The sequence below is a fragment of the Flavobacterium sp. PL002 genome, assembly GCF_054165825.1.
On the sequence record NZ_CM135110.1, the window covers coordinates 2,798,352 to 2,815,046 of the forward strand.

Annotated in this window: 16 protein-coding genes; 9 read left to right on the forward strand and 7 right to left on the reverse strand. The window is 34.0% G+C overall.

Annotation, left to right across the window (positions count from 1 at the left end):
• Positions 1–6: 6 nt before the first annotated feature.
• The 5 genes from ACVEGE_RS12240 to ACVEGE_RS12260 all read left to right on the forward strand — a co-directional run bounded on the left by ACVEGE_RS12240 (position 7) and on the right by ACVEGE_RS12260 (position 3,495).
• Entirely contained in the window at positions 7–1,287 is a 1,281-nt protein-coding gene (locus tag ACVEGE_RS12240; protein ID WP_173853272.1) for a Glu/Leu/Phe/Val family dehydrogenase, read from the forward strand.
• 85 nt (positions 1,288–1,372) lie between these two features.
• Positions 1,373–1,789 carry a GreA/GreB family elongation factor gene (locus tag ACVEGE_RS12245; RefSeq protein ID WP_225738082.1) on the forward strand — a complete coding sequence of 139 codons (417 nt, stop codon included), beginning with the start codon at positions 1,373–1,375 and terminating at the stop codon, positions 1,787–1,789.
• Positions 1,786–2,205, forward strand: a complete 420-nt coding sequence (locus tag ACVEGE_RS12250) for a hypothetical protein (RefSeq protein ID WP_173853271.1) — start codon at positions 1,786–1,788, stop codon at positions 2,203–2,205. Before ACVEGE_RS12245 ends, ACVEGE_RS12250 begins: the two co-directional genes overlap by 4 nt.
• Before the next feature lie 572 nt (positions 2,206–2,777).
• Complete coding sequence (locus tag ACVEGE_RS12255; RefSeq protein WP_192500351.1) at positions 2,778–3,218, forward strand: lipocalin family protein; 441 nt, start codon at positions 2,778–2,780, stop codon at positions 3,216–3,218.
• Positions 3,199–3,495, forward strand: a complete 297-nt coding sequence (locus tag ACVEGE_RS12260) for a DUF721 domain-containing protein (protein WP_173853269.1) — start codon at positions 3,199–3,201, stop codon at positions 3,493–3,495. The genes ACVEGE_RS12255 and ACVEGE_RS12260 overlap by 20 nt, the downstream gene beginning before the upstream one ends.
• Before the next feature lie 94 nt (positions 3,496–3,589).
• Here the strand turns inward: ACVEGE_RS12260 and ACVEGE_RS12265 are convergent, their stop codons facing one another.
• Positions 3,590–4,024, reverse strand: coding sequence for a DUF4268 domain-containing protein (locus ACVEGE_RS12265; protein WP_173853268.1), 435 nt, complete (start codon positions 4,022–4,024; stop codon positions 3,590–3,592).
• Between the two features lie 94 nt (positions 4,025–4,118).
• Between ACVEGE_RS12265 and ACVEGE_RS12270 the strand changes: the two genes are divergently transcribed.
• Both ACVEGE_RS12270 and ACVEGE_RS12275 read left to right on the forward strand, forming a co-directional pair.
• Complete coding sequence (locus tag ACVEGE_RS12270) at positions 4,119–4,757, forward strand: NUDIX hydrolase (RefSeq protein ID WP_173853267.1); 639 nt, start codon at positions 4,119–4,121, stop codon at positions 4,755–4,757.
• Positions 4,758–4,886: 129 nt separating this feature from the next.
• A complete protein-coding gene (locus ACVEGE_RS12275; RefSeq protein WP_173853266.1) occupies positions 4,887–5,711 on the forward strand; it encodes a lysophospholipid acyltransferase family protein in 825 nt (274 codons plus the stop codon).
• Positions 5,712–5,790: 79 nt separating this feature from the next.
• Here ACVEGE_RS12275 and ACVEGE_RS12280 read toward each other — a convergent pair whose 3' ends face one another.
• A complete protein-coding gene (locus tag ACVEGE_RS12280; protein WP_173853265.1) occupies positions 5,791–6,423 on the reverse strand; it encodes a hypothetical protein in 633 nt (210 codons plus the stop codon).
• A 6-nt stretch (positions 6,424–6,429) separates the two neighbouring features.
• Positions 6,430–6,924 (reverse strand): RNA polymerase sigma factor, encoded by a 495-nt coding sequence (locus ACVEGE_RS12285; RefSeq protein WP_173853264.1) that lies wholly within the window; start codon positions 6,922–6,924, stop codon positions 6,430–6,432.
• 328 nt (positions 6,925–7,252) lie between these two features.
• Between ACVEGE_RS12285 and ACVEGE_RS12290 the strand changes: the two genes are divergently transcribed.
• Complete coding sequence (locus tag ACVEGE_RS12290) at positions 7,253–8,557, forward strand: NAD(P)/FAD-dependent oxidoreductase (RefSeq protein WP_192500352.1); 1,305 nt, start codon at positions 7,253–7,255, stop codon at positions 8,555–8,557.
• Positions 8,558–8,669: 112 nt separating this feature from the next.
• Here ACVEGE_RS12290 and ACVEGE_RS12295 read toward each other — a convergent pair whose 3' ends face one another.
• Positions 8,670–9,731, reverse strand: a complete 1,062-nt coding sequence (locus ACVEGE_RS12295; protein ID WP_192500353.1) for a DUF3810 domain-containing protein — start codon at positions 9,729–9,731, stop codon at positions 8,670–8,672.
• A gap of 176 nt (positions 9,732–9,907) precedes the next feature.
• On the reverse strand, positions 9,908–11,155 hold the full coding sequence (locus ACVEGE_RS12300) for an MFS transporter (protein WP_192500354.1): 1,248 nt from the start codon (positions 11,153–11,155) through the stop codon (positions 9,908–9,910).
• Positions 11,156–12,005: 850 nt separating this feature from the next.
• Here ACVEGE_RS12300 and ACVEGE_RS12305 point away from each other — a divergent pair.
• A complete protein-coding gene (locus ACVEGE_RS12305) occupies positions 12,006–13,469 on the forward strand; it encodes an aminoacyl-histidine dipeptidase (protein WP_192500355.1) in 1,464 nt (487 codons plus the stop codon).
• Positions 13,470–13,810: 341 nt separating this feature from the next.
• Here the strand turns inward: ACVEGE_RS12305 and ACVEGE_RS12310 are convergent, their stop codons facing one another.
• Together ACVEGE_RS12310 and ACVEGE_RS12315 are read right to left on the reverse strand one after the other, a co-directional pair.
• Positions 13,811–14,578 (reverse strand): carboxypeptidase-like regulatory domain-containing protein, encoded by a 768-nt coding sequence (locus ACVEGE_RS12310; RefSeq protein WP_192500356.1) that lies wholly within the window; start codon positions 14,576–14,578, stop codon positions 13,811–13,813.
• 86 nt (positions 14,579–14,664) lie between these two features.
• The gene (locus ACVEGE_RS12315; RefSeq protein WP_173853258.1) at positions 14,665–16,587 is read right to left on the reverse strand and encodes a DEAD/DEAH box helicase; all 1,923 of its coding nucleotides are present in this window, start codon (positions 16,585–16,587) and stop codon (positions 14,665–14,667) included.
• Positions 16,588–16,695 lie beyond the last annotated feature (108 nt).

Genomic DNA, 16,695 nt, shown 5'->3' on the forward strand with positions numbered 1-16,695 from the left:
AAGAAAATGATAGCTATAAAAGAAGAGACTAAAAAAAGTATGTTGGATAATGTAATGCAGCAGTTTAATAAAACGGCAGATGCAATTAACTTGAATCCAAATATTAGAAATATTTTATCAATAACTAATAATGAAATTATTCTTCATTTTCCAGTAAAAATGGACACGGGAGAAGTTAAGATTTTTACGGGTTATAGAGTGCAACACAATAATGCATTAGGACCTTATAAAGGGGGGTTGCGTTACCATCCTACCGTAGATGTCGAAGATGCTAAGGCATTAGCAATGTGGATGACTTGGAAAACTTCTTTAGCGGGTTTGCCTTATGGAGGTGCTAAGGGAGGGATACAAATCGATCCTAGAGAATATTCAATAGGTGAGTTGGAGCGTATTACAAGACGTTTTACTTATGCTTTAGGCGAAAATATAGGACCTGAGCATGACATTCCAGCGCCAGATGTTAATACAAATGAACAAACAATGGCATGGATGGCTGATACCTTTATGTCTACAAAATCATCATCAGAGCGCTCTCGTAATCAGCATGTAGTAACAGGAAAGCCAGTCGGTTCTGGTGGTTTAGAAGGTAGAAATCGTTCTACAGGTTATGGAGTGTATTTAACGATTAAATTGTTGTATAAAAGTAAAGGCGAGAGCTTAGCGGGTAAACGATTTATAGTACAAGGTTTTGGAAATGTAGGGTATTGGACTTCACATTTTTTAACAAATGATGGTGCAATTCTTCTTGCTGTTCAAGATGCTCACGCTACCATCATTAACGAAAATGGAATAGCAGTAGAGGAGCTATTTGAACATTCTAAACCAAGAAAAGGTTCTATTCAAGGATTTGAAGGAGCTAGTGAGATGGATCCTAATGCCTTTTTTGGCTTGGCTTGCGATATTCTTATTCCTGCCGCTTTGGGTAACCAAATAACAGCTGAAAATGCATATTTAGTAAAAGCAAATGTAATTGCTGAAGGTGCAAATGGTCCTATAGATACTGAGGGAGAAGAAATTTTATTGCAAAACGGAATTACCATCATACCTGATATCTTATGTAATTCAGGAGGTGTGATTGGAAGCTATTTTGAATGGTTACAAAACAGAAACGGAGAACTTTGGCAATTGGATGAGGTCATGATCAAAATTGATAAAAAAATTACAGAGGTTTTTCGTAAAGTAGAAGGAGTTGTAATAGAAGGTAAGCTTGATTGGAGAACAGCGGCTTATATTTTAGCCATAACTAGAATTGAAACTGCTTATATCCAACGTGGTATTTTTCCATGATCCATTTTTTTTTTTAATTTAAAAAACCTTTATAGTTAATACCCATTACTATAAAGGTTTATAATTAATATTTTATATCTAAATTATGAAATACGGCCAACTAATAGTAGATAAAAAGGAATACAGCTTACTAATGCGAAGTATAGCCGATTCTAGAAGTCAGGAAGATAAAATCTATCGAGAATCACTAAAAAAGTTAAAATTAGAACTGCTTACCGCAAAAGTGATCGAGGATGAAATCATGCCTGATGATGTAATACGATTTAATTCAATAGTAAGCATCAGCACACCCTACAATGTAGAACGAAGTTATCAAATTGTTGCTCCTGAAAAGAGTGATATTCTACAAAACAAGATTTCTATTTTATCACCAATGGCTTTAGCACTTTTTGGCTATGCCAAAGGAGATAAAATTATTTGGGAATTTCCATCTGGGATGAATACAATAGAAATAATTGCAGTTAAGCAGCAAAAAAGTTTACTTAAAAAAGAAAGTGTATGAAAGAGCTAATTTACGAACATGAAACGATTGATGACATCCAGATGAAATTTATGGATAGAGATATTGAATTTTGGAAAGAAGAAGTATCGATTATCCGAATTGAAATTCTTTTTTTTAAACGAATACTAACGTCCTCAGTTTTTAAAATTTTTAATTGTGATCGACAAAAGAAAGTTGATTTGCTTAAGGATTTAAATAATGTAAATGATATTAATGAAACCTACTACGCTAATTTAACTTCGTTTATCAATAAGTTAGAGATGATTAAAGAATGTGAAGACGTGCAATGCGAGACTTTTTATTTAAACAATCATACCAAGTTTAGAGCTGATATTGAAAGTCATTTCTCAGCCTATAGGTATTATAAAATTAATGTTATTCTGTTTTTTGACAGTTGCTTAGAAGAAAAGATGTAACGTTTGTTTTCTTTAATATATTTAGATTTTGAACACATTTAATCCACTTTAAATGTGTTTTTTTATTGGTGCAAAACACTACTTTTTTACCATAATATATAATCAAATGTAGCTAGTATTAAACTACTCTATGCAGTGGTATCTACTCTTTTACTAATAATTGTTTACTGGTTGTTTTATTTCTATTTAGTTTGGTTGTCCATTAGTTTTCCAAAGTTTTAAAGAAGTAAGTAATTGTTGAGGTCATCTTTGATTTACTTTTACTACGTTTAACGCATTATCAATCAGTAATAAACCATAAGGTTTTTTTGATCTTTTTATGCAGGTTGAAGTTAATGCTTAAAGGAGGTGAAAATACTTTAAGAGATTTGCTTTTTTTGTTTGGTTTGTGTTTTTATAAACTAACTTTGTAGCGCTTAAAGAAAGTGATAAAATACGAAGTCTCCTAATTCTAATTCTCTCAAAACTTCGGTAGTTATCTAGAGAATAATCGAATAAAAAATAGGATTCTGCTGTTGAAAATTTACTTTTTACTTTATCTTTTAAATTTTAATGAATAAATAATTATAGCCATGAAAAACGCGTTTAGAATTCTGATAATCTTCCTATTTTTTGTAGGTTGTAACCAAAAAATCGAACCTACTGATATCAGTAAAATGAATGGATATTGGGAGATTGAGAAGGTCGTTTTTGATAAAGGAGAAGATAAGGATTACAAGATGAACGAATCCTATGATTATTTTAAAATCACGGATAACAAAGGAATTAGAAAAAAGGTAATGCCACAATTAGATGGAACTTTTTTAGTGAATGATACCTACGAGAAATTTGTTGTTCGTTTTGATAAAGAAAAAGTATATTTAGATTATGTTACTGATTATGCAAAATGGACAGAGGAATTAATAGCAGTTTCAGACAAGGAATTAGTTTTTAGAAACGAAGAGAAAAAAGAATATCATTATAAAAAAGCAGGACCAATAAACTTAACAGGAAATGGCAAAGAGACTAAATAATCAGAGTACGGTGGGAGATGTTTTACAGCAGATTATTAAAGTAAATAAATTGCAGCCTGGCATGGATCAAATTGACGTTAAGGATGCTTGGACCAACTTGATGGGAAACGGTGTAAATAGTTATACCCGAAATGTAGTTTTAAAAGGGAGTACATTGTATGTAGAGCTAACATCATCAGTTTTAAGAGAAGAGTTAAGCCATGGAAAAGCAAAGATTGTAAAAATGATCAATGAAGAACTAAGGCGCGATGTAGTTTTGACTGTTGTGTTAAGGTAAAAAAATTGGTTTAAACCAAAAAAAGAAGCTATCAGTAAATATTCTGGCAGCTTCTTTTTGATTTATAAAACAAATGAAAATGTTTCTTTAAAAATTAATTGATGTCTTTGATAAAGTCATCATATTCTAGATAAAAAAGTTCTAAAGCATTCATCTTTTCATTGAAAAACTCAAATATTGTATCCCAATAATTTCTATTACTAACACCTACGCCTAGTTTTTCAACCCAAATTCGGCTGATTGTTTTTCCGCTTTCTAAGGTGTAGTTTTGTTCGTAAACGAGGTCTTTTATAAATTCATCGTTCAAGATATTTTTTAATGCGACTAGTTTATCAAAGTAGGCATTTCGGGTTTCGTCATTACGAGGTTCTATATCAATGATAACTTGGGCTTTTTTATTGTCGACATAAAATTTAAAAGAAAAATCTTTAATTTTAGTGTCGTATAGCATCCATTTTCTTGGATACTTGTCTGCGAATGTTACCCAGAATTCTCTTTTTAATTTTTGAGTTTCTTCTTTGCTGTACATTGGTGAGTTTGATTTAGATTGTAGAAAATTTGCGCACGACTATTTTCTGAACTATATTTATATGTTGTTTTAATTGCAAAAATAGACTTTGATTATGGATTTTCAATCTTTTTTAAAATATGTTCCTAATTTGGTTCAAGCTCAATTACCCGCTGCTGCTGCACATGCTATTATGGCGCCAGTTGAACGGTTAGAAAGTTTGAAACAATTAGAGCCTAAAATTGCACCAAAAGTGGCTGCTGTGATGATGTTGTTTTACCCAAAAGAGGACCTAACGCATTTAGTTTTAATTGTCAGGAATACCTATAAGGGCGTACACTCTGCGCAGGTTGCTTTTCCGGGAGGAAAATACGAAGATGAAGACGTAGTTTTTACCAATACGGCTTTGAGGGAAACACACGAAGAGGTGGGAGTGCATCCCGATAAAATGCAAATCATAAAACCATTTACCCCAATGTATATTCCGCCAAGTAATTTTATGGTACATCCTTTTCTAGGCATCTGTACTGAGGAAATTTTGTTCATTCCAGAACCTAGCGAAGTTGCTGCGATAATAGAGCTGCCGTTGTCCGTTTTTCTTAGTGAGAACATTGTGGTAGAGACAAATTTAACGACATCGTATGCTAATAATATAAAAGTTCCCGCATTTGATATTGACGGGAATATTGTTTGGGGAGCTACAGCAATGATGTTGAGTGAGTTAAAAGAGGTTTTAAAAATAGTTTTAAAATGAGTAGTAATTTAGTAATTAATACTAGTTTATTTCTCGTATTTTAACAGTCTCAGAGCACAAATGGAAATTAGCATAAAAATAAATTCCGTAAGTTTGTAGCTCTAATTTAGAAAATTAATACACAATTTTATGGGATTATTTAAGCGAAATCCTTTTGGTCATATCCTGTTCTTAAAAAAGTGGTTGATCAGAATTTTTGGTGCAGCAACTCATAGGCGCTATAGAGGTTTTAATGAATTGAAAATTGAAGGTTCTGAAATAATCAGAAGTTTGCCCGATAGAAATGTACTTTTTATATCCAATCATCAAACCTATTTTGCTGATGTAGTGGCTATGTTTCATGTTTTTAATGCTAGTTTAAAAGGGAGAGAAAACAACATAATAAACGTGGGTTATTTATGGAATCCTAAAATGAATTTTTACTACGTTGCAGCAAAGGAAACTATGCAAGCTGGTTTATTGCCTAGAATTATGGCTTATGCAGGAGCCATTTCGGTAGAGCGAACGTGGAGAGAAAAAGGAGTTGATGTAGTTGATAAAAAAGATGTCAATCCTAATGATACTGAAAGTATAAAATTAGCGCTTGATGATGGCTGGGTGATCACTTTTCCGCAAGGAACTACAAAAGCATTCAAACCGGTTCGTAAAGGAACGGCTCATATTATAAAAGAACACCGTCCTATTGTTGTACCTATTGTTATTGATGGATTTAGACGTTCATTTGATAAAAAAGGATTACGCATGAAAAAGAAAGGAATTTTGCAGTCTTTCATCATAAAAGAACCCTTGGTAATTGATTATGATAACGATACAATTGATGAAATTGTAGAGAAAGTAGAGTATGCTATTGAACAGCATCCTTCGTTTTTAAAAGTAATTCCTGAGGAGATTTTAGAGGAAGAAGAAAAATTAAACTCACGCAGAAGATATAGTTACAAAGAAAAGAAAAACTAGATTCTTTATAAAAAACAAACAAACCCAGCAACTAATTAAAATTGCTGGGTTTTTTATTTGAAAAAAATAAATACCACTACTACAAGTCTATCTTCTTCAATTCTTTATAATTGGTAAGCAATCTTCTAAGTAAAATTCCATACAATAACCTATAGAACAACCAGAAAAACCCAAAAAATACTGCGATAGTCATTATTGCTACCACTACTGTTATTAACATAACCTTACTATTATTTGCTATTTTTTCACTTAACAACGTAATTTCGGGTACATATTTTAAGCTTATAATAAAGGCTATTATAAAGTTAATAATGATCATTGCTAAATTATAGATAACATAATATTGTACAGTCTTTCTTGTTCTTAAAATATCTTTCATTAAGTATTTTGTAGATACTGTAGCAGAAATTTTAATATAATTTCTATAAAATAAATAGACAAAAACTAATGTTATTGCATACCCACAATAATTTAAACTTTTTGATAGAAACATTAATCCAGGAGCATTTATTGGTTTTGTATAATGATCTGTGTCAAAACAAATGTTTACCGCCGTCCACAACAAAATCTCTAATATGCTTATTATTAAAATCCACTTCACGATAGAAGATGACTTTTTATGAATCATTTTATAAATGTCAATCTCTGATACCTGCTCAAAAGAATTCTCATTCTTTTTCCAGTCTTTTTTTAGTAAATCCAGCTCTTTCATAATTCTTTAAGGATTTAATATTTTCTTTAGTTTTCCTTTTATTCTATTCATTTTTACCCTTGCATTAACCTCGCTAATACCTAGCGTTTCTGCAATTTCACGATAATCTTTATCTTCTAAATACATAAAGATCAACGCTTTTTCAATGTCATTTAATTGGTAAACTGCCTTGTACATGAGCTTTATTTGCTCCTCTTCTTCATAATTATATTCAATTTCCTTAGTAAAATGTTGCCTGCTTTCATATTCCACTGTCGCAATCGAGCGCTTGTTTTTTCGGTATAAAGTAATTGCAGTGTTTAGCGCAACACGATATGCCCACGTAGAAAATTTGCTGTCCCCTCTAAACTTCGGAAAAGCTTTCCATAACTGAATCGTAACTTCTTGAAACAAATCTTTGTGCGAGTCCTCACAATCAGTATATAACCTACATATCTTGTGGATTATATTCTGATTTTCCTGCAGCTGCTGTACAAAAGAATGTTCTAGATTTTCAGTCATATATACGTTAGTTACCCAAAGCTTGATTTTGTTACAAGGTAAACTACTTTTTTGAGTAAAAAACCACTTTTACTTTTTTTGGAGCAGCACATTTAAAATTTATAAGAATAGTTGTCCCGCTGTACATTACAATCTCCCGAAAAAAGCGGGAGGATTTTCATTGCCATCGGGGCTATTTAACGAGGTATATTTCCTATAACTTCCTATAAAATAAAGGTTCAATGAGTAGTTTTAAAAACGAAAAATTATATTTAATATGTAAGAGAGTGCGCAAATAAAACAAGAAGATTGTATATTTGAAACGCAGCAATATTGAAGCAACACAAACATGAACATACCTGATTCGTCTTTACCAAGAATTGTTATTATAGGAGGCGGTTTCGCCGGAATCGCATTGGCAAAACAACTTAAAAACCAAGCGGTGCAAGTCGTGCTTTTAGATAAGCACAATTACCATACATTTCAACCTCTGTTATATCAAGTAGCTACTGGCGGACTTGAGGCTGGGTCAATTGCTTATCCTATTCGCAAAGTAATTCAAGAATATGACGACTGTTATTTTAGACTAACTTCAGTTCAGGAAATTGATACTAAAAACAAACAGATCGTTACCGAAATAGGGAATCTTACTTATGACTACCTAGTTATTGCTACAGGATCCAAAACAAATTATTTTGGTAATAGAGATATAAAACGATACAGTATGGCCATGAAAACCATACCGCAGTCACTAAATATTAGAAGTCTTATTCTCGAAAATTTTGAGCAAGCAGTACTAACCAAAGATACTGTTGAGCAAAACAGCTTGATTAATTTTGTACTTGTAGGTGGTGGACCTACAGGAGTAGAGCTTGCAGGAGCTTTGGCCGAAATGAAAAAAGCTATTTTACAAAAAGATTACCCCGACTTAGATATTGCTAGAATGCAAATCAACCTGATTCAAAGTGGAGACCGAATTTTAAATACAATGAGTGAAAAGTCTTCCTTAGCTGCCGAAAAATTTTTAGAAAGCCTAGGAGTTACCATCTGGAAAAACGTTCGGGTAACTAATTATGACGGACGTACTGCAACAACAAATTCCGACTTAACTTTTGAAACGGCTACTTTAATTTGGACAGCTGGTGTTCAAGGTGCTTTGATTGCAGGGCTTACTGCAGATTCGCTTGTAGAAAGAGTTGAGCGAGTAAGAGTGAATGAATTCAGCCAGGTTAAGGGGTATGATGCTATTTTTGCCGTGGGCGATATTGCTTCAATGGAGTCAGATGAATATCCGCAAGGACATCCTATGATGGCCCAGCCTGCTTTGCAGCAGGGTAAAGCGCTAGGGGAAAACCTAGTGAGGTTGATCAATAAAAAACCAATGAAAGCTTTTAAATACAATGACAAAGGTTCTATGGCAACTATAGGTCGTAATAAAGCCGTGGTTGATTTGCCTCATTACCATTTTAGTGGTGTTTTCGCTTGGTTTGTGTGGATGTTTGTACACCTGTTTTCTTTAATTGGATTTAAAAATAAAGCTGTTGTATTCTTAAACTGGGTATACAATTACATTCGTTTTGACCGTGAAGGAAGACTAATTATCAGGCCATATAAAAAGAAAAGCTTCACTACTTTTACAACTGATGAGGTTTAACTTTGTTGTTTTTAAAGTGTCAAAGTGTCAAAGTTGCTAAGTTTTAAAGTTTTAGAAGGGAGAAACAAATGAAAAGAGCTTTACTGGTTAGGGAATTTAGTTTCATTTAGGACTATAATTCCCTTTTGTGATAATAATTAACCATCAAGTCAACAAATTTGCTATAACTATTCATGCCCTCCTTTTGCTGATTTATTTTTAAAAAAGTATCATAAAAGAGATGAAAACCTATTTCAATTGGAGACTGGTATTCATTCGAGAATTGATCACTTTCTTTATAGTTTTTAAGAATTCCGGGATGGACAGTTTTTATAATTTCTTTGAAAACTTTCTCGTTTTGTATCCTAATACTGCTCAAGCAATAGCTCAAGGCAAAACTATATCCTGAGTATTTAAAATATAAATTGTCATTTTTTATGGATGCCATAAACCCAATAAAATTACATTCACTTTCGCTGGCATAACCCATTTGGTGGGCCATTTCGTGGTTTACTGTGGTAGGAAACCCATACAAAGGAATTAAGCTATTTACCTGTGCTTCATTGGTAAACGGATTCAAATACCCGCTAAATCCCATATAAGATAAAGGCAAGCTAATTAAAGATTTCTTTGTGCTCAAGTTAGTGAAGGTAAAGTAAACATGTTCCTTTGCTAGATTATCATAGCCATTCAAATTCATTTTAAAAACCGCAGCTTCCGTGTAAGGAAAAACCACTTTCAGACTATCGTTTTTCGTTATTTGACTGTGGATTGCATTTGTTTTTGCAATCAGTTTTTTAGTGAAATAGATTAACTCGGCATCAGTATATTCTTTTTGGATTTCCATTTTTTCAAATAGCGGCTCGCGGTAATAATTTAAAGCCCAAAGTACATGAAATAGAAAGTAAAAAACCGAGAAGAAACTCAATACCGTAAGTAGGTTGTTTTTCCATTGTAACTTCCATGATTTTCTTTTGTTCCAAAACCATCTTAAAGTAAAGAAAATCAATATAATATAAATACAATCTCCTACAGAAAACGGAAAGACGCTAAATAATTTTCTCGAAAAAAAGGTAATAATCGGGTAGATTCCGTTGCTGTAATATTCCTCAATACTTTCTGGAAAATAAGCAAGAATTTGTAAAGCAATTATTTGTATAACGAGAAATAGAGGCAGTAGGTATTTAAATTTCACGAAGAAGGATTTTATTGATTTGAGAATGGTAAATATAAGTACTTTTGAAGTTAATTAAAAGCTGCTTTTTTTGAAATCAATTCAAGCGCAGTCATTCCGTGAAACAGGGTTATCATGCTCTAGAAATTATACTACCTTGCAATATGACCTTCTTTTAAAATTCAAGCAAGGCTGTTTTATGCAACAAGTTCTTGTTTTTTCTTTCCGGTTTCTTTTAATAGCAAAGCAAAAACAATCGCAATTCCAATACCAATAACCCAAAATAATCCTGCACTTTGAAAATGGCTTTCCTTGTCTACAGCTGTCGCCAAAGTATTTCCATACAAATTACCAAATAATGGTCCCAATAAAGAGGTAACACCAAAGGTTAAGAAATTAATAGCTCCAGTTGCGCTTCCTTTAACACTGTCGGGATTACTTTCTTTGATTATGGAATACGGAATCATAGCTGCACCAGAGGCTACACCTAAAATAAATGTACTGATATAGGCAGGGTAGATTTCTGGAAAATAAAGTAATTGCAATAAATTAGAAATCATCAGTAACGCTCCTGTTATTAAAACCGGTTTTCTTCGGCCTATTTGGTCTGCTATCCATCCCATTAAAGGACAACCTACAGCCCATCCTAAGGCGACACAAGCGCTCACGAGTGTGGCCGATTCAAAATCCATCATACGGTCTTTTTGAAAGAAGGCAACTCCCCAAGTCATTGCAAAAATAGTGGTAGGGGCAAACAAGAGTCCTGAAATTGCGCCAGATAAATAACTTTGTGAATTACTAAAAACAATTTTGTAAGGCGATAATAGTCCGCCTTTTTGAGCTTTTTTAATAGCTAATTCGGTCTTGTCTTGTGGTGTGATGTAAAGTATAAAAACACCAACGGCAATAATCAAGAGTCCCATACCAATCCATATAAAAGGCAAGCTATAGCCATTTTTAATAGCGGGTCCTATGATGAATTGTCCAGCTGAGCCGCCAAGCATTCCAAGTGACTGTGTTGCTCCAATAGCAGTTGCTAGTTTGCGGGGTGAAAAAGCTTTAGAAGCTAAATATACACAAGCAGGAAAAGCCATTGCTGAACCAGCGCCTTGTAAAAGTCTACCAATATAACCATCATAAATACTGGATACGGCAAATAAAATACAACCCAGACCTACAATGATGGTCCCAATTGATAAGGGGTATTTTGCTCCAAGTTTGTCCAGAGCAATTCCGGCAATTAAACTCGTAATAGAATAGGTCAAATAATACATTCCTATAACAGCGCTTACTCCCTTTGTTGAAGTTGTAAAAGCGTGTGAAAGTTCTGGAATCATGACACTTGGTGCTGAGCGGACAGCATATTCTAAAAAGTAAAAGATCAAACCAAAAAACCAAGCTAGTAAGTAGGGATTTTTAGTATAGGAAGTTGTATTTGATTGCATAATTTGAATTCCAAAATTCAAAACGACCTTTAGATATTAGGTAGAAATTGAATGTTCATTGTTTTTCTCAAATTTACGAATACCTATATCTTTGTCAAGGGGTGCAAGAAAATTTAGTGAGTTACGGTGTTTCTTAGCTTAAAAAAATGATTCTTATTTTTATTGTTTAAATTTCTATTACAATTATTCTGATTTAACTTAATTTAAGAATAATTTTACAGATTAAAATATCTTGAGTTTTTCATAACATCCCGTTTTTTTTATTTAAATGAGATGTAAAGAAGGTGATAAAACATTTTAGTAGCAATTTTAGATTAATTTGAAAAGATATAATCCCTTTTTCCCGAAGGCTTCTTTATTCTCTTGATGATTGTCTGTTTGTAAGCGCTGTTTCAAATTCTATGGACGTTGCTTTTGTCAAGATTGGTATCAATTAATTTAATTAGCTAGTCAAATTTGGTTATGACACCTTTTATTGATTTAATCCTCGGCTATTCTTAAAGTCCAATGTGAGAGTCGTTGAAGGCAATGAAATAATCATGGTTATTGAAACCGTTTATAAAAGTTCTTTGAGAGCTTCAGTTTGTGAGATTGCTTCGTTCCTGGCAACGACTAAACTTGTAGTTGCTTGCGTGAGGGATTGAGGCAAGCTACCGAAGTAGCGCCGAAAGCCCGACAGCACTATAGAAAGGGGCTTTGTGAGCGCAAAATGAATATGCCCCTTTTTATAGTGGTGGCACGCCCAAAAGATTGTGCTAATTTTAAGCGAGAAATTATTTTATAAAGGGGAAAACGAATTTAAACTTTGTAACTTTGAGCTTTAAAAATGTTAAACTTCAAACAATAATAAATGAGTCAAGAGATAAGAAATTTAGAACCAAAAGTACTTTGGAATAAGTTTGCCGATTTGAATGCCGTTCCTCGTCCTTCAAAAAAAGAAGAGCGTGTAATTGAATTTATGAAAAACTTTGGTGAAAGCCTTGGATTAGAGACTTTTGAAGATGATATTCGCAATGTGATTATTCGCAAACCTGCGACTCCAGGAATGGAAAATCGTAAGGCGATTGTGATGCAAGGACATCTAGATATGGTGCATCAAAAAAATGGAGATACCATTTTTGATTTTGATACACAAGGGATCGATATGTATGTTGATGAGGATTGGGTTCGCGCTAGAGGAACTACTCTTGGGGCGGATAATGGATTAGGTGTTGCTGCAATTATGGCAGTTTTAGAAAGTACTGATATTCCTCATCCTGCTATTGAAGCGTTGTTTACCATTGATGAAGAAACTGGAATGACTGGTGCTTTGAATTTGAAAGGCGGAATTCTACAAGGACAAATTTTGTTGAATTTGGACACCGAAGAGGATGACGAAATCGACATTGGTTGTGCAGGTGGAATTGATGTTACGGCAACGGCGGAGTATGATGAAGAGGATGCTCCAGAGGGTTCTGTAGGATATAAAATTACCGTAAAAGGATTAAAAGGTGGACATTCAGGAATGGATATTCATAAAGGTTTAGGGAATGCTAATAAGATTATGAACCGTTTATTATTTGATGGTTTTGATAATTTTGGTTTGCAAATTTCTGAAATTCAAGGAGGTAGTTTGCGTAACGCGATTCCGAGAGAAAGTGTTGCGCAAGTAGTTATTGCGGCCGTTTATGATGAGGCGTTTGTTTATGACATGCAACAAATTGTAAACGATATCAAAACCGAATTAAAAACAACGGAACCTAATCTCGAAGTGGTTTTTGAGAAACTTGATGCAACTCCAGTAAAAGTAATGCCTTCGATAGCTCAATTTTATTTTGTACGCGCTATGTATGCTGCACATAATGGTGTTTATGCTATGAGCGCCGACTTTGATGATCTTGTAGAGACGTCAAACAACATCGCTAAGGTAGTTCTTGGTGAGGGAAATCTTTCGGTGCAATGTTTAACGCGTTCGTCTGTTGAAACGGCTAAATTTGATTTGGCTAACAGTTTGCGTTCTGCTTTTGAATTAATGGGTTGTGAGGTAGAGCTTTCGGGTTCTTATCCAGGATGGACTCCAAATTCAGAATCGGAAATTATGGATGTTTTAGTGCCTATTTATGAGAAACAAGTAGGAGAGAAGCCTCGCGTTGTGGCTTGTCACGCTGGATTAGAATGTGGAATACTAGGAACTAATTATCCTGATATGGATATGATTTCTTTTGGTCCTACAATCCACGGAGCGCATTCGCCAGATGAGAGAGCAAGTATCTCATCATCACAAAAATTTTGGAAGTTCTTGGTTGAAATTTTGGCTAACATTCCAGTTAAATAGTTTTGGGTATTATATAAAAATAACAAACCCTCGTTTATTATTATACGAGGGTTTATTGTTTAAAAGAAATTAGTCTCTTTTAGGAGCGTTCTTCTTTTCTCTTTTCTCGTCCTTTTTTTCTTTAGCCGTTTTAAGAGGCTCTTTCTTTGCGGTTTTCTTCGCGTCTTGACTTTTTGCCATGATATAGGTATTTATTGTTTGATTAGTTAATTGTGTGTGAGTAAATGTAATTAATATTCTGATGTTACTGCTTTTTTTCTATAATAAAAATCCCCAAAATACATTTGTATAATGAGGATTAATGATCTTCTTTGTATTTTATAAGAAACGAATAAGTTACTTTACCCTTTCTTTAATATTTTGTATTCTTCATAACAACCGCTTATGGCATCCATAATTTGTAGGTCATTTGCTGATTGAATGAATGATTCACTATAATTGCATCGTTGTAATATTTCGGCGATTTCTTTTTTATCTACGCCTAAAAGTACTGAAATAGTTTCTCTGTCAAATTTGGATTCCAAAAGATTACGCACGGTATCGTCTTTTTTCATTTCCTTAAGCTTTTTGAGATCTTTTCCATTTTTCCCAAAGAAATTATAGAGCATATCGGCTGGATTAAATATGGAACCAAGAACTTTTCCAAAAGCATCAGGGGAATATTCTCCTGCTTCATAACCATGGGTTAATCCAGATATACTGTATCTAAAGTTTTCATTAACAGGGATAGTTTTAGAGTCGACTTCTAAGTAACCAGTTAGGTTAAATGGTCTGATGACCACTTCTTCAAGTGCAATGGCTTTTTCTGTAAGGTAGATTTTTGCCATTTTATTTTTTATCCAGTCATTAGTAACCTTTACTCTTAAAGATTGAAATCCTAAAAGAGACAAGTGTAATGTGTCAGTAGGCTGTACATCAATTTCAAAATAACCGCTAGCGTCTGTTCTGGCACCACGGACTTTATTGATATTGATGATGTTTACATTTATCAATGGCAATTTAGTATTGTCATTATAGATGTAACCGGATACTTTTTCAGATGGGTTAACCGTCTGTGCTTGAGTAATTAGAGATAGTGTTAAAAAAAAGAAAACTACAAAATATTTCATAAACTGGTTTAAGACTTTAAAAGTAGTAAATCAGGATTAAATATTTTGTAGTTTCTTAGTATTATTATCAGAAAATTAACTAATTGTTAGTCTCTTCTTGGTCTTCTTGGTCTTGGTGCATCACCAGAGTTTTCTGAGCGTCTTGGTGCTCTGTCAGAAGAACCTTCACTTCTTGATGAACTTCTTGGGCCAAATCCGCCTTCTCTTGGAGCAGAACTTCTTCCGCCGAAACCACCTTCTCTAGGAGCTGAGTTTCTATCGCTTCTGAAACCTCCAGAACCTTCTCTCCTTGGAGCAAAGCTTCCTTCTCTTCTTCCGCCACCGCCAGAACTTCTTCCGCCGAAACCGCCACCACTTCTTCCGTTGTGATCACGTCTTCCACCACCGTCATTTTTAGAAATTTCAACATTGATACGACGTCCTTCTAATTGTACGTTGTTCAATACTTCCATAACTTTGTCAGTGTGCTCAGGGTCAGTGTTAAAGAAAGAGAATCCTTCTTTTACATCTACTTTAAAGACATCATCACGACCTAGGTCTAATGTTTCTTTTAAGTAATCTTTTAATGACATCCAATCGAAGTTATCTCTAGAACCAATGTTTACAAAGTATCTTGTTGCACCATCACTACTGTTACCTCTTGAAGCACCTTCTCTGTTATCATCACGCTCGCGACGCTCACCTGATTGGCTAGAAATGTCTCTGTTTTTCTTGTAGTAAGCAATAAAACGGTTAAATTCTACAGATACCATTTTCTTAATCAATTCTTCTTTAGATAAATCTTCAAGAACATTGTTGATAGCTGGTAAGTAGTTGTCAATTTCGTGATCAACTTCTGTATCTTTAATTTTATTAGCTAAGTGTAATAATTGGATTTCACAGATCTCAATTCCAGAAGGAATTGTTTTCTCTTCAAATTTTTGTTTGATGATTCTTTCGATAGAAGAAATCTTACGCAATTCACTTTTAGTTACAATAACGATAGAAGTACCTAATTTACCAGCACGACCAGTACGACCTGATCGGTGATTGTAAGTTTCTATTTCGTCAGGAAGTTGGTAATTTACTACGTGAGTAATATTATCAACATCAATTCCACGTGCAGCAACATCAGTAGCTACAAGCATTTGGATTTGTCTTCCTCTAAAAGATTTCATAACACCATCACGTTGCGCTTGAGATAAATCTCCGTGCAATGCTGCAGCGCTGTATCCATCTTCAACTAGTTTTTCAGCAACAGCTTGTGTATCACGTTTTGTTCTACAAAAAACTACTGAGAAAATATCAGGGTTAGCATCAGCTAAACGTTTTAATGCTTCGTAGCGATCACGTGCATTTACTAAGTAAAACTCATGAGATACTGTTGAAGAACCAGAGTTCTTTGTACCAACTGTAATTTCAATAGGGTCTTTCATGAATTGTTTTCCAATACGTGCTACTTCAGCAGGCATTGTTGCAGAGAACAACCATGTGTTTTTTTCGTCTGGTGTAGTTGAAAGGATGTTTACGATATCTTCGTAGAAACCCATGTTCAACATCTCATCCGCTTCGTCTAGAATACAAAAATTAATTTGAGAAATGTTTACCAATCCTCTATTAATCATGTCTTGCATTCTTCCTGGAGTAGCCACAATAATTTGTGCTCCTCTTTTAATGTCTCTTGCTTGTTCTGTAATGCTAGCTCCACCGTAAACTGCTACCACATTAATACCTTTTTCGTATTTGGAGTAGTTTTTAAGCTCGTTGGTAATCTGCAAACACAATTCGCGTGTTGGAGATAAAATTAATGCTTGTGTATTTCTGTTGTTGGCATCAATTTTCTGAATAACTGGAAATCCAAATGCTGCCGTTTTCCCTGTCCCTGTCTGAGCCAACGCAACCATATCTGTGTCTTTTTCCAATAATAGGGGAATCGCTTTCTCCTGTACGTCCGTCGGATTTTCAAATCCTAGATCTAAAATCGCCTTCAGTAACGATTCACTCAATCCTAATTGTTCAAATTTATTCATATGTATTTTTAAAATAGGGTGCAAAATTACTCTAAATTATTGAGATAAACTAATGCTATTTTAAGTTTTGATGATTTAGTACCGTTTGATAATCAGAATGTTATGCTT

What these genes read in the sequence shown, in the direction of transcription:
- ACVEGE_RS12285 (WP_173853264.1), bottom strand. Translation starts at nt 6,924, where the DNA reads ATGACTGAAAATCTAGAACATTCTTTTGTACAGCAGCTGCAGGAAAAT.
- ACVEGE_RS12300 (WP_192500354.1), bottom strand. Translation starts at nt 11,155, where the DNA reads ATGCAATCAAATACAACTTCCTATACTAAAAATCCCTACTTACTAGCT.
- ACVEGE_RS12250 (WP_173853271.1), top strand. Translation starts at nt 1,786, where the DNA reads ATGAAAGAGCTAATTTACGAACATGAAACGATTGATGACATCCAGATG.
- ACVEGE_RS12260 (WP_173853269.1), top strand. Translation starts at nt 3,199, where the DNA reads ATGGCAAAGAGACTAAATAATCAGAGTACGGTGGGAGATGTTTTACAG.
- ACVEGE_RS12275 (WP_173853266.1), top strand. Translation starts at nt 4,887, where the DNA reads ATGGGATTATTTAAGCGAAATCCTTTTGGTCATATCCTGTTCTTAAAA.
- ACVEGE_RS12265 (WP_173853268.1), bottom strand. Translation starts at nt 4,024, where the DNA reads ATGTACAGCAAAGAAGAAACTCAAAAATTAAAAAGAGAATTCTGGGTA.
- ACVEGE_RS12255 (WP_192500351.1), top strand. Translation starts at nt 2,778, where the DNA reads ATGAAAAACGCGTTTAGAATTCTGATAATCTTCCTATTTTTTGTAGGT.
- ACVEGE_RS12280 (WP_173853265.1), bottom strand. Translation starts at nt 6,423, where the DNA reads ATGAAAGAGCTGGATTTACTAAAAAAAGACTGGAAAAAGAATGAGAAT.
- ACVEGE_RS12315 (WP_173853258.1), bottom strand. Translation starts at nt 16,587, where the DNA reads ATGAATAAATTTGAACAATTAGGATTGAGTGAATCGTTACTGAAGGCG.
- ACVEGE_RS12270 (WP_173853267.1), top strand. Translation starts at nt 4,119, where the DNA reads ATGGATTTTCAATCTTTTTTAAAATATGTTCCTAATTTGGTTCAAGCT.
- ACVEGE_RS12305 (WP_192500355.1), top strand. Translation starts at nt 12,006, where the DNA reads ATGAGTCAAGAGATAAGAAATTTAGAACCAAAAGTACTTTGGAATAAG.
- ACVEGE_RS12240 (WP_173853272.1), top strand. Translation starts at nt 7, where the DNA reads ATGATAGCTATAAAAGAAGAGACTAAAAAAAGTATGTTGGATAATGTA.
- ACVEGE_RS12245 (WP_225738082.1), top strand. Translation starts at nt 1,373, where the DNA reads ATGAAATACGGCCAACTAATAGTAGATAAAAAGGAATACAGCTTACTA.
- ACVEGE_RS12290 (WP_192500352.1), top strand. Translation starts at nt 7,253, where the DNA reads ATGAACATACCTGATTCGTCTTTACCAAGAATTGTTATTATAGGAGGC.
- ACVEGE_RS12310 (WP_192500356.1), bottom strand. Translation starts at nt 14,578, where the DNA reads ATGAAATATTTTGTAGTTTTCTTTTTTTTAACACTATCTCTAATTACT.